A 12836-nucleotide genomic window follows, 5' to 3' on the forward strand; every position below is an offset into this window, starting at 1 on the left:
GGCAAGACACAAGGCCTGTGGCGCCCACGACCACAACGCGGTCTTTTGTTGGCAAAATGACCTAGGCCATGTATGAAAGCCTCAGTTGCGCGAAGGAATCTCACGGGAACAACAGCCGTAGAAGCGTCCTGAGGTGCCACACGTCTCGAAGCGCCAACCACTACCTGATTGTTCTCGTCACACGGATGCGGCGTGACGCCCGGTTTTCAACAACGGTCCGGATTCAGGCCCCGTGGTCCCGCACCCACTGACCGGCGCGCAGGTACAACTCGGCGGCACTGCGCAATTGCAGTTTCTCCTTGATGCGGGCCCGGTAGGTTTCGACCGTGGACTCGCCCAAATTGAGCGTCTGGGCGATGTCGCGCGTGCTCCTCCCACGGCCAAGCATCTGAAACACCTCCAGTTCACGGTCGGCAAGCGTCTCCAAGCCGGCGAGTTCTGAGTTTCCCCGCTTCTGAGTCATGCGTTCGAGCAGTTTCGCGGTCATCTGCCGGCTCGCATACACCTCTCCTTTCATCACGCAGCGGATGGCCTGGATCACCTCCGTCGAAGCTTCGTTCTTGGTGATGTAACCCTTGGCACCTGCGCGCAGGGCACGCTCGGCGTAGAGTTCCTCATCATGCATGGAGAGAACGAGCACGTTGATGTCCAGCCCCTGTGCCTTGATGTCCTTGAGCAGTTCCAGGCCGCTGGACCCTCGCAGGGTGATGTCCACGATGGCAATGTCGGGCTGCGTTTCATGGATCAGCCGCATCGCATCACGGATGTTGTCCGCCTCGCCACAGACGGACATGCCGAGGTCGCGATCGATTAGCTGGCCGAGATGTTCGCGGAACATGGGATGATCCTCGACGAGGAGCACCTTGTACCCGTTGGCGGATTTTCCTTCAGTTGTCTTCATGGTCGTTGTGGGGTCGGAGGTTTTGGAGCTGGAGAATGCAGGACACCTGGGTCCCGCCACCGGAACGTTGTCCGACAACAAGCCTGGCGCGCAGCGCCTGGGCCCGGTATCGCATCGTGCGCAGGCCCATGCCCTCGCCACGGTTTTTGGAATTGGGCGGCATTCCTTTGCCATTGTCTTCCACCCGGAGTTCGAGTTCGTCGTCCGCGAGGTTCATGCTGATGGTGATCTCCGTGGCTCCGCTGTGCCTCACGGCGTTGGCCACGGCTTCCTGGGCGATGCGGTAGAGATGCATGGAGACCTCGGGCGCATCCACCGGCACGTCCACGCAGTCTTTGACGACAATGGCGGTGCCTGTGAGACGGCTCATCATCTTGCCCAGATCCATCAGTGCCGCCGCCAAGCCGCTGCGGTCCACATGCACCGGGAAGATGCCTCGCGCCAAATTACGTGCCTCCAACACGGCCTGCTGGATCGACTCTTCAATCATGACCGCATCACGCGCCTCGGACACTTTCTGGGCCTGCAAGTCCTCTGCGAGCACGCGCGCCGCACAACCGATGGCCGCGAGATGCTGGCACAGACCGTCATGCAGGTCTTGCCCGATGCGCTGCTGCTCGTGCTCACTCACCGCGACGATGTCCTGCTCGAGACGCCTGCGTTCTTCCAGGATCTGAATCTGGGCCGCATCAGCGTCATGTTTTTTGCGCACCGCAGTGACAGCGAACACCACGACCCCGAAGTAGAACTCGCGATTGATCAGCGCCCAGGCGTATCCCAGCGTCGTTTCATAAGGATTGGCGCCCACATTGGCAAACCACCAGACAACACCGCAAAGCAGCGTGATGAAGAGTCCTGAAACCGTCCCGGCCCACCAGACCGCCAGCACGATCGGTACGGCATAGAAGATGAACAGGCTCAGCTCCCAGCCGGTGATCGCATCCAGCCAGCCCATGAACAGCGTCAGCAGCACCGGAAACACCGTGGCAAGCCAGACCGGCTGGCGGCGCATCAGACTCGTCAGCGCAGGCAGACGGCCGGGCGGAGCCTTCTCCAACTCAGGCGGGAACACGGCATTGATGGTGCTGGCTTTCATGACGTTCCTTTCGGTTGGTTCACCATAGCCAGAAACCTGTCGTAATCACGAATGTAATCCTCCGCCTCGTAGGGACGCGAGGCCAGCACCATCAGCACGGAGTCGGATGAGTGCAGGTGCTCCACCGCCCAGACCATCGACGGTACCAGCACACCGAATGTCGGGCGGTTCAGGCAGAACTCCTCACGCTTCTCCCCGTCATCCACCCGCAGATGGCATTCACCATGGACGCAGACAAGAAACTGCTCGCACTCGAGATGGGCATGCTCACCGCGGGTCTGCTGTGAGGGAATGCCATGGGTCAGGAAAATGCGCTGCGGCACGAACGGCAGATCACGGGTGAACTCCAGCGCCGCCAGATGACCTCGCACATGATCCACGACGTGGCGCAGTTCATACAGGCGCACACCGCGCACCGAGCACGACTCGATGGAGGTTTCGTGGATCATGCGGCATGTCCCCCATGTTGAATGACCTCGCGCACCAGCGACTGCGGCTTGCCGGAGACGGTCAGGAAAGCGCGTCCGACATACTCACCAATGATGCCCAGCATCAGCAGTTGAGCGCCACTGAAAACGGCCAGCGCCCCCATCAACGAGCCCCAGCCAAGCTGCCGCTGCCCGACAAACAGCGTTTCGATCACCACCTCGGCAAGGATCAAGACTCCCAGAACGCAAAGCAGCCCCCCGAGCAAACTCGCGATGCGCAGCGGCATGACGCTGAAATCAAACAGGAGGCTCATCGCCAGACGGACCAGTTTGCGGGGCGTGTAACCGCTTCGTCCGTCCACGCGCTCCGCGTGTTCGACCTCCAGTGTCTCGATGCGGTTCGTGGCACCGAGAATCAGGCCGTCGATGTAAGGGTAAGGACCGCGATAAGTCACGATTCGCTCGACGAGTTCGCGACGCAACGCCCTGAAGCTCGACAGGTAGAGATCCCGTGGCTTCCCGAGGAGAAAGGTGGCGCTGCGATTTGCCGCCCAGCTCGCCAGGTTGCGCGCCCAGTGATGTTTCTTATCCGCGTAGTAGGAGTACACCACTTCGGCTCCGGATTCACGAAGATGCCGCAGCAGTTTGAGCGCCTCACTGAGAGGATTCTGCAGATCGTCGTCCACATTGACCACGAAGCGCCCGCGCGTATGACGGTAGGCCTCGATCACCGCGGCATGCTCACCGAAATTCCGCGCCAGTTCCACCAGCGTCACCGGCGCGGGAAAGTCTTTCAGCAGAGCCTTGGCAGCGACAAATGTTCCGTCCGAACTGCCATCGTCCACCAGAACGAGCTCCCATGTTTCCGTCAGGGTCAATGTTCGGAAAGCTTCCAACAGGAGCGGCAGCGCCTTGCCAGTGTTATACAACGGCACCACGAAACTCACCTCGGGAGAACTCTCATTTGCTTCCATGGTCCAGTCCTCCGGTTGATGGGTTCACTTTGTGCGCCACGGCGAAAACCGACGAACCAAAAGGGATGTGAAACACACGGCACAGCCAGGCATCGACCAGGCCCGCAAAGGTCAGCATGCGATTCAGCCACTCGGGCATTTGATGAAGATCCGACATCACTTCGGACTCCTTTTTCTCTCCCAAACGGCTCAACTTCCGCCACACAAACAAAGGGGAAAACAGCCAGGCATTCCAGTAGTGGATCATTTCGACCGCGAGACTATGTTGCTCGATCAACGACCGCACCTGACACGCCCTGTAACGCCTTGCACCACACACCGCGAGATCATGTGATCCGCGCAGACATTCAAAAGCCGGCAGATTTACGACCAGCAGCCCGCCCGGACCTAGCACGCGGCTCATTTCTTTGAGCGCCTTCTCTTCATCCACTCCCGAGTGATACAGCACATCCAGGCTGAGGACCGCATCAAATTCTCCGTCTTCAAATGGCATTCGCTCCACCGGCGCCTGTTTCACCATGTTCAGGCCACGCTGCTGACAGTGATTCACGGCCAGTTCCGAAGCGTCGACGCCTTCCACATCGAGGCAGCGGATGCCCTTTTGCAAAAAACCCAGCATGCCACCGGTGCCGCATCCCGCGTCCAGAATGTATCCACGCGGAGGCAGCCGTCCGACCAAGGCCCTGCTCACCAGTCCTCGAAGCACCAGGTACCACCAGTGGTGTTCCTCGGCTGCTCTGAGGGTGTTGTATTCGGAAGCCTGCATGATCAAAAAGTTTCAATGGCGTCGCAGACGGCATCCAAGGCCGCTTCGGACAAATAGGGATGCAGCGGCAATGAGATCACCTCGGCCGCGGCCCGCTCGCTTTCCACAAGCGACACATTACTGCCAAACGCTGCCTGTCGGTGCAGGGGCAGTTGATAATGCACTGCCGCCGGCACACCGGCGCGCAGCAGATGGGCCAGCAGTTCATCCCGGCGCGAACTGCGCACCACGTATTGATGGCAGGCGTGCTCGCAGCCACCCCGCACCACCGGAGGTTTCACGACAGCGCTTCCTCCGAGCCGGGAATCGTATTCCGCCGCCAGTCTGCGCCGCTGGTGAACGCTCTCAGTGAGCGCCCCCAACTTCACACGCAGCACCGCGGCTTGAAGCTCATCGAGCCGGCTGTTCACCCCCGGAATCTCACTGTTGAACCGGGTCTTCCATCCATACACGCGCAACTGGCGCAGCCGCACGGCCAGTTCATCATCGTCGGTGACCACAGCACCCGCGTCCCCGATTGCCGCGAGATTTTTGGTGGGATAAAAGCTGAACGCCGCCGCCCTGCCGAGTGTTCCGACCGCACGTCCATGCCACGACGCCCCGTGTGCCTGGGCACAGTCTTCCAGCAGAATGGCACCATGCTCATTGGCCACATGTTTCAGATTTCTCCAGTCCACTGGATGTCCGTAAAGATGCACCGCAAGGACCGCCTTCACACCGCGCCCTTTGGGCGAACGAAGAACCGCATCCAGCGATTCCGGACAAAGCGTGAACGTCTCTGAATCGATGTCTGCAAAAACCACTTCCGCTCCGCTGCGCCTCACACCCGCCGCTACAGCCGAAGGCGCATGGGCAGGCGCCGCAACCTTGTCGCCGACACCGATTTCATGGGCCCGCAACATCACTTCGATCGCATCCGTGCCGCTCGCCAGGCCCACCACATGCTTCGCTCCGAGATGTGCGGCGAACTCTCTCTCGAACGCCTTCACCTCCCCACCCAAAATGTAGCTGCCACTTTCAAAGACACGCTGCACAGCCTGCGTGAGCGCTGCTTGGTGCCTCTGCCGGTCCGCCTGCGGATACGGTGGAAACATATGACTGGTTGGGCTGGTCATGCGTTCCACACCCTCCCGTCCCTCAGGTTTGTCGCAAATAACGCTACACGTAGCGTCTAGCGCCACATTTGCGTGGCGCCGACTTCAGAGCAGCCCGCCAGCCTTCACATCCAGATACTTGTTGGCCAGCGCCACTGGCAGCATCTGCGCCGATTCGTCCACCGTGAGAATGCGCCGCGCGCGCAGGGTCTCCAGCACACGGCGGCGCTCACCGAAGTAGTGTGTCAGCGCACCGTATTGCAGTGCGTCAGACAGGTGATCGATCGGAGCATCCGCGCGCTGATCGAGCTCGTGCTCGCGCAAAGTTGCGGCGAGCACCAAGTGACGACGCTGCATGGCGCTGGCGGCGGCGGAAAGGGCGGAACCGTCTTCACTGCGAAGGTTCGTGAGAAGGATCACGAGGGCGCGGCGACGCTGCAGGGTCATCACACGTTCGGCGGCCTCGACGAAATCACTCGGTTCGCCGCTGGCCTCGTAGTTGTAGAGATGATTGAGCAGCTTGGGCATGCTGTGTGCCCCTTTGACCGGCGGCAGCCAGCGCTGCACGCCGCCGAACCCCACAACGCCGACTTCGTCCCCTTGGCGCAACGCAATGAAGGAGATCAACAGCATCGCATTGAGACAGTGATCAAACTGACTGAGACCTCCGTCCAACGCGCGCATGCGACGGCCGCAGTCGGGCACGAGAAGAATCGTCTGATTGCGTGTCTCCTCAAAGTCACGACTGACGAGCGTCGAGCGGCGCGACGTCGCCTTCCAGTCGATGCGCGAAAGCACATCGCCATCCTGGTAGTCACGCAGTTGATGAAAATCCAGCGAGGCACCCATGCGGCGGCGTTTGACGATGCCCATCTGCTCCACGCGGTTGGCCATCGCCAGCATCGCAAAGCGCACCACGGGTTCGTAGTTCGGATAGGCCCGGGTCTGGCTCTCACCCGCGACGAAATGAAGGTTGCGCCACAACCCAATCACTGAACTGACCAGCACATGCGCGGGAGTGAACACGTGCTGGCCACGACGAACGAAACGCGCCTCATACGTGATGGCGGCAAACTCACCCGATGGGATGCTGACACGATGCGGGAGCCCCTCGGCCTCGGCCGCAGTCGGTATGCCGTCGAACAACTCCACATCCAACGTGCGTCCCACCGAGTGCGTCACGGTCAGCGTCACCTGCGATCCGACTCCGAGCGCAAAACGACCCGGCAACGAACGCTCTCCGGTGATTCGCCCTCGACGCGGCAGCGTGAACGCGTCCACCAGCATGATCAGCAGCAGCAGACCTCCCGCGCCCAGCCAGAGCGGTACAAACTTCTCCCAGACACACGCGGCCACCGCCAGCACAAGCCAGGCGATGAGCAGTCTGAGCAGCAGGACGGTCGGACGCATGAAAATCAGACGCGGGGTGCCTCGATGGTCTTGAGCAGTGAGTTCAGCATGTCGTCCACGCTCTGGCCGCTGATGGCGATTTCAGGAGCAAGCTGCACGCGATGACGCAGCACGGGCAGCACCGCGCGTTTCACGTCCGCCGGCGTGATGTAGCCGCGTCCTTCGAGCAGCGCATACGATTTGGCCACTCGCACCAGACTGATCGCGCCGCGCGTTCCGGCACCGAGAGAAATCGCACTGTGCTGTCGCGTCGCGCGCACGATCTTCACCGCGTAATCAACCACCTGCTCGACCGCCTGCACCGCTGCAGCCTCCTCCTGGGCCGCGATGATGTCATCAGGAGAGCAAACCTGCGGGACACTCGAGGTCGAAAGCCCACCGCCCGATGCGCGCGATGAAACCGCCTTCACCACCCAAGTCTCATTCGCCACATCGGGATAGTCGATGAGCACCTTGAGCAGGAAACGGTCGAGTTGCGCCTCCGGCAGAGGATACGTGCCCTCCTGCTCGATCGGATTCTGCGTCGCGAAGGTCATGAAGGGCGGCACGAGCGCATGGCTCTCGCCATCAATCGTCACCTGCGTCTCCTGCATCACCTCAAGCAGCGCGGACTGTGTTTTGGCCGGAGCACGGTTGATCTCGTCCGCCAGAAGAAGGTTCGCAAACACCGGACCGCGGCGCACGCGGAACGTGCTGCTGGCCATGTCGAACAAGGTGTGGCCGCAAACATCGGACGGCATCAGGTCAGGCGTGAACTGGATGCGCCGAAAGCTGCCGCCAAACGTATGGGAAAGCGCGAGCACCAGATGGGTTTTGCCCAGACCCGGCTTGCCTTCGAGCAGCACATGACCTCCGGCCAGCAGCGCCGCCAGCACCTGATGCAGAACCTCCTCCTGCCCGACAAACACCTGGGCCACCGCTGAGCGGATCTGCTGAAAAACGGTGGTGCTGCGCGGCATGGCCGGCGGCGTGAACGTCGCAGGCGGCGGCGTGTAGAGACTGGAAACGTCAGGTTCTGGAAGGATCGGGTTCATGGCTTTGTGGGTGATGGTTTAGAGAGCACGACGGATGGCTTGAAGGTCACGCATGAGATTGACGAAGTTGTGGCCGCTTTCGGGCGGCGCCACATCGAACGCGGCGGTGACACGATTCACCGGCAGCCCGGTGCGACGGGCGATTTCTTCGGCGAGGTGGTCGCTCATCTGTCGGCTGCCATCGTTCAGGGAAGGATGCTTCTCTCGCACACGTTCCCACACGGCATCCCGGGCGGACTTCACCAGCAGTGAACCTCGTCGCATGCGCCAGAAGAACTCCCCCAACGCTCCGATGTGGCTGGCGAAATGCCGCGTGGAATCGAGTTCCACCTCGGCCATCGGCCCGAAGCGCGGCATCTGCTGCCAGAGCCAGAAGGCGATGCAGACACCGAGCGCGACGAGTGCCATCCAGCCATGCTGCCACAGCAGGCCGAGAAAACTGCCGGCGTGAGACGCCACGAACAACACCTCCTTGGATCCATGTTCGCCCACGAGATCGGACAGCCAGCGCGCATGATCGCGTTCGCCGATCCAGTGATTGCGCAGAGGACGCGCATGCGACAGCAGCGTGACGGAGCCCATGCCGTGCTGCAGATGCAGCGCCAGCGACTCGTTCTTGTTGCCGGCGGAGAACTCGCCCGATCGAAGCTTGCGCTTGAGGATCATGTGCAGGTAGCCGCCGAGTTCGACCTGATAGGTTTCTCCGTTCCATTTCACCTCCTGCACCGAGGCACGCCAGTCTTCGTCCTCTTCGTCATTCGACTTTTTCTTTTTCGGCTTCGCTTCCGCCCCATCTTTGTCCGCTTCGCTCTTTTTATCTGCCGGACCGTCTTTCGTCTCGCCCTTCTTGTCGTCCTTTTTGACCAGCTCTTCTTTGATGAATCCTTTGAGTCCTTCCTCCTTGACTCGCTTTTGCACCCCCACCCCCAGTTGGTCCAGGATCGGATCTTTTTCCTCCTCGAGCAGCATCGCTGAGATGAAGGAACCGAACTGGGTTTCAAAGTCGTTGTAAGGCCGCGTGCCGCTGAGGCAATAAATGAGGTGTCCGCCGCTGAACGCCCAGCGCAGCAGTTGTTTCGCACGGCCTTCAGGGAGCCCTCCTTCACCCGAAATGAGGATCACCGCGTCATGCGGAGGCAATTTGGTGAGCGACTTCGCCCCGTGCGCATTGTGCCCAAGTCCATCAAGCAGCTCTTCGGCAGCCAGGAAAGGATTCAACCGTGCCTTGCCCTTGTAGCCGGTGGTCTTCTCCACGTCCTCCCAATGGCCGTCACATCCGCAGAGGACGAGCGTTGCAACCAACGCCATGATACAGCGTGTCACGAACCCTTTCATGCCTCGCCTCCTTTCTCGATGAAGGGCCATTGATCCAAGAGCCTGCCCATTTCGTCATTCGAAGCAGGGAGGCTAGCATAGGCCACCTGCACCCAGGCTCCTGTGAGAAGGCGGAAGTAGTCGGCCTCAATCTTTTCTCCTGCCTGCATGACATGCACGAGACAGTCCTCCTCAGTGTCGCTGTCGATGATCGGCACCCGACGACGGTTCACCAGCCAGGACAACGAACCACGATACAGCAGGCTCAGCGCCTCTTTGAAATCACCCGCAGCCCACGCCGCACGCGCGGCGGCCACAATGTCATCCGGCAGGCTCTCGCGTGTGATGTTCATGCCCATCAGCACCTTCGGCGCTTTTACGGCTGTCTTGCTGGCACCGCGTGAGGTGAAAAGGTGGCTGTTGTTGACCAAATAAATAACGAGCCACACCACCAGTCCGATGATCAGCACCCAAAACAACAGTTCACCGATGGCGCCAAAAGCACTGAGATGCGGCGGAGAATCAATGTTGTCCGGCGTCTTAAATTCCGGCACCCACTCCTTGGTTTGAATTTTGTGAATCTCAAACTCCGGTCTCTCAAGCACCTCCTTGACGACTTTGTCCGGATCCTTCCCCTCGGCTGCGAAAGCGGAAGGCTGCAGGCCAAAGAGTGTCAGCACCGCGATCACCAGCGCCGTTGCCGCAGAAGTCAGACGCGCGGCCATTCGTCGGAAGGCCAGCTCGACGTCCCAGCCCTCGATGCGCGTCCGGCAGTTCAAATAGAGCGCGAATCCGGCACCGACATAAAACGGCTCGATCAACGAGACCACGACCATGTGACACGCCGCGCCCCACCATAGGAAACCCGCAGGCACGGCGTTCTCGACATCGAACGCACTCATGAGCCCGTCCCAATCCGGCTGGGCCGACTCCGGCAGCATGCCATACGTGCCGAGCATCAGTCCGATCCACACGACCAGTTCGATTTTGGAAAACGCATAGGAAAGGGACACGCCCGAGCCGCCGCCGTCCATCGCGAGAGTCTTGATGCGACGGTTCACCGCGGAACCGCGCAAGCCTTCCAGCATCTGCGCGGGCAGGGCAAAACTGCGAATGAACGACAGGCGCCGCCACAGCAGCGCGGGCAGACAGTTCGACAGCCACAGGCGCGGCCACTCCTTCCACGTCTCGATGAATCCCGGACGCACACCAAAGGCCGCACGGCTCAGGAAAAACAACGGCACACGGTCGTAGAGCGGTTTCAACCACCACACCACCAGCGGAATCCACTCCGGAGACGAGCGCAACACCACGCACACGACGATCCACAGTGGCACCACCGTGCATGCCCATAGCCCAATGATGGAGCCGTAGTCACGCCGAACCATGGCACAGCCCAGATCCACGGATTCCCAGGGCTGCCGCGGACGCAGGGCGACGGTGATGTCCTCAAGCCGCATCCGCCTGCCTCCTTCCGCTGAACATTAGAAAAGCAGCCACCAGCAGCCAGCACACGCCGCCTGCCGCGAATTTCATCTCCGTCGGCATATCCAGGGGAGACCAGAAGCCCTCCAGCACCGCAGCCAGACTCGTCAGAACCGCCGCACCGATCAACAGTGGCAGCGCTTTGCGCCCTGCGAGCACCAACGCATCGCGACGCGTCAGTCGGCCGGGGCGAAGCACCGACCAGCCGACACGCATTCCCGCCATGGCCGAAATCACCACGCCGGTGAGTTCGGGTGCGCCGTGCGCCACCACCCAGGTGTAAAGCGTGAGCGGATTGCCCGAGTAATGCACATAGCCAAACACCGCGCCGAGATAGAGCGAGTTGAACAGCAGCACAAACAAGGCTCCCACGCCGCCGAGGATGCCTCCGGCAAACGTTTTGAAATCGATGCTGACGTTGTTCCAGATGTAGAAACAGAACGCGGCAAAGCCGGAACCGAAGCTGTCGCGCACGTAGTCCGAAGGTTTGCTGGCCTCACCATACATGCTTTCGATTTGCACCATTCCCTCCGGCCCGAGCAACGCCATGGCCCACTCGGGATGCGCCGGAGTGAGCGCCGCAAGCAACACCGCCGGCACATAAAACAGCGCCGTGCACCACCAGAACAGTTTCCAGTCCGCTCGCACCGCCTGGGGAAACTCAACGAAGAACAGGCGCATGAACGCCTCTCCCCCTCCCGCGCTGCGGCGCTCCAGCAGGCGGTAGGCACGAATCGCCAGCGCATTCAGTTTCTGCGTCAGCCGCTGCGGGCTCATGCGATGCTGCGCGATGCTCAGATCATGACACACCTGACGAAAGGTGGCGGGCAGTTCCTCCACGTCCTCGCGCGGCCGGGCCTGTTCCGCCTCGGTGAGGAGCCGCTCCAGTTTCTTCCAGCGCGGCTCGATGTTCTTTTCAAACTGGGCCGGCGTCATGATCGAAACAACGGTGCTCCCTTGATGGGTGGCGGTCCGCCACGTTTTTCCTCCGGCTCCTGCAGCCACAGCGCCATGCCGCACAGACGGCGCAGCCCTTCCACACCCGGTGCCAGCGTGAGCGGTTGTGTCAGCGCGGCGAGTTCCAGACGGCGCTCATCCGCCCACAGGGGCGCACGTTCCATGAACTGCAGCAGCGCCGCCTGCTCCTCCCGGGTGAGCACCTGCGACGGAGCACGCCGCTCGGCGCGAATTTCAACATTCGGCGTGATGGCCGTGGGGGGATCGGCATACGTCACCACCGTGTTCGCCACCAGATCGCCGAGACGCTGAAACCGCTTCGTGAAGAGCATGCAGACGATGCCGGTGAGGTACAGCCCCGGCATGAAATCCACCACGCGCAGGAAATTGCGCATCACCGCCTGAGCCAGCGTCACCGGACCACCGGTCACACTCATCACCCGCAGCTTCATCGACCGCTGTCCCGGTGTCGCCCCTTTCGCACCGGCTTCGAAGAGTACGTTGTAAAACCACTCCATGAAGAACATGAACAGCATCACCAGACCGCCCGTCACCTTCGGACCGATCATTACCGGCAGCACCCAGAAAGCCAAAATCGCCACACCGATGTCGATGCCGATGCGGATCAGCAGGTCAATCATGTAGGCCATGCTCCTCACCGCCGGTCCGGCCACACGAAGCTGAATCTCCACGCCATCGGCGAGTTCGACTGGTTGCAATGTGTCCGCGCGTGCCGCTGCCATTAGCGGGTAATGAAGCGGGTCCGTTTGGTTTTGACAACCACCGAATTCTTTTCGTAGGCTTCACAAATGCCGGGATATCCCGACGTCTCTGTCCATCCACTCCTACCATCATGGAATCCACGCCCCCCAATCCCTACACCTCCCCCGCTGCGAATCTCTACGGAGCCTCCAGCGGCCCCGCGGCTGATGGCGTTTCCCCGAGCACCATCGCCATGCTCTCGGCCACGAAACCCTGGGTGCGCTTCATGTCAGTGTTGATGTGGATCGGCGTTGCTTTCATGCTGCTTGGCGCCATCGGCATGGGCGCTGTCACAGCGTTGGGCGTCACGAAACAGACCACCACGAGCCCGTTTGGAGGCGCGGAACTTGTGGTGATGGCGGCCATCTACGGACTGATGGCCATCGTCTACATCTTCCCCGCCATCAAGCTGGGCAAATACGCCAGCCGCATCGGATCACTGGTCTCCACCCGTTCGGTGGCCGACCTTGATGCGGCGCTGAACGAACAGCGCAGTTTTTGGAAATTCATCGGCATCATGACGATCATCATGATCTCGCTGTATCTGGTCGTAGTCGTTGGGTTCGTCGTATTCGGTGCGACTGCGGCGATGAAAAGCGGCGCTTTCAAATAGGC

General features: G+C 60.9%; 13 protein-coding genes. 1 reads left to right on the forward strand and 12 read right to left on the reverse strand.

Annotation, left to right across the window (positions count from 1 at the left end; genetic code table 11):
- Positions 1-223: 223 nt before the first annotated feature.
- The 12 genes from KDL09_RS18560 to KDL09_RS18615 all read right to left on the reverse strand — a co-directional run bounded on the left by KDL09_RS18560 (position 224) and on the right by KDL09_RS18615 (position 12202).
- Positions 224-901 carry a response regulator transcription factor gene (locus KDL09_RS18560; protein WP_294388502.1) on the reverse strand — a complete coding sequence of 226 codons (678 nt, stop codon included), beginning with the start codon at positions 899-901 and terminating at the stop codon, positions 224-226.
- The gene (locus KDL09_RS18565) at positions 888-1997 is read right to left on the reverse strand and encodes a sensor histidine kinase (protein WP_294388505.1); all 1110 of its coding nucleotides are present in this window, start codon (positions 1995-1997) and stop codon (positions 888-890) included. Before KDL09_RS18565 ends, KDL09_RS18560 begins: the two co-directional genes overlap by 14 nt.
- Complete coding sequence (locus KDL09_RS18570; protein WP_294388507.1) at positions 1994-2446, reverse strand: FdtA/QdtA family cupin domain-containing protein; 453 nt, start codon at positions 2444-2446, stop codon at positions 1994-1996. The genes KDL09_RS18565 and KDL09_RS18570 overlap by 4 nt, the downstream gene beginning before the upstream one ends.
- A complete protein-coding gene (locus KDL09_RS18575; RefSeq protein WP_294388509.1) occupies positions 2443-3399 on the reverse strand; it encodes a glycosyltransferase family 2 protein in 957 nt (318 codons plus the stop codon). The genes KDL09_RS18570 and KDL09_RS18575 overlap by 4 nt, the downstream gene beginning before the upstream one ends.
- On the reverse strand, positions 3386-4165 hold the full coding sequence (locus tag KDL09_RS18580) for a class I SAM-dependent methyltransferase (protein WP_294388513.1): 780 nt from the start codon (positions 4163-4165) through the stop codon (positions 3386-3388). Before KDL09_RS18580 ends, KDL09_RS18575 begins: the two co-directional genes overlap by 14 nt.
- A 2-nt stretch (positions 4166-4167) precedes the next feature.
- The gene (locus KDL09_RS18585) at positions 4168-5280 is read right to left on the reverse strand and encodes a DegT/DnrJ/EryC1/StrS family aminotransferase (RefSeq protein ID WP_345781097.1); all 1113 of its coding nucleotides are present in this window, start codon (positions 5278-5280) and stop codon (positions 4168-4170) included.
- 84 nt (positions 5281-5364) lie between these two features.
- On the reverse strand, positions 5365-6669 hold the full coding sequence (locus tag KDL09_RS18590) for a DUF58 domain-containing protein (protein ID WP_294388515.1): 1305 nt from the start codon (positions 6667-6669) through the stop codon (positions 5365-5367).
- A gap of 5 nt (positions 6670-6674) precedes the next feature.
- Positions 6675-7703: a MoxR family ATPase gene (locus tag KDL09_RS18595; RefSeq protein WP_294388518.1), complete on the reverse strand. Its 1029-nt coding sequence runs from the start codon at positions 7701-7703 to the stop codon at positions 6675-6677.
- A gap of 18 nt (positions 7704-7721) precedes the next feature.
- Positions 7722-9011 (reverse strand): DUF4350 domain-containing protein, encoded by a 1290-nt coding sequence (locus tag KDL09_RS18600; protein ID WP_294388522.1) that lies wholly within the window; start codon positions 9009-9011, stop codon positions 7722-7724.
- A gap of 23 nt (positions 9012-9034) precedes the next feature.
- Positions 9035-10477, reverse strand: coding sequence for a hypothetical protein (locus KDL09_RS18605; RefSeq protein ID WP_294388524.1), 1443 nt, complete (start codon positions 10475-10477; stop codon positions 9035-9037).
- Entirely contained in the window at positions 10467-11438 is a 972-nt protein-coding gene (locus tag KDL09_RS18610) for a stage II sporulation protein M (RefSeq protein WP_294388525.1), read from the reverse strand. Before KDL09_RS18610 ends, KDL09_RS18605 begins: the two co-directional genes overlap by 11 nt.
- Positions 11435-12202 carry an RDD family protein gene (locus tag KDL09_RS18615; protein WP_294388528.1) on the reverse strand — a complete coding sequence of 256 codons (768 nt, stop codon included), beginning with the start codon at positions 12200-12202 and terminating at the stop codon, positions 11435-11437. Before KDL09_RS18615 ends, KDL09_RS18610 begins: the two co-directional genes overlap by 4 nt.
- A gap of 110 nt (positions 12203-12312) precedes the next feature.
- Between KDL09_RS18615 and KDL09_RS18620 the strand changes: the two genes are divergently transcribed.
- Positions 12313-12834: a DUF5362 family protein gene (locus KDL09_RS18620; RefSeq protein WP_294388532.1), complete on the forward strand. Its 522-nt coding sequence runs from the start codon at positions 12313-12315 to the stop codon at positions 12832-12834.
- Positions 12835-12836: the final 2 nt, after the last annotated feature.

The sequence above is a fragment of the Prosthecobacter sp. genome (genome assembly GCF_020439865.1).
Taxonomy (GTDB): Bacteria; Verrucomicrobiota; Verrucomicrobiia; order Verrucomicrobiales; family Verrucomicrobiaceae; genus Prosthecobacter.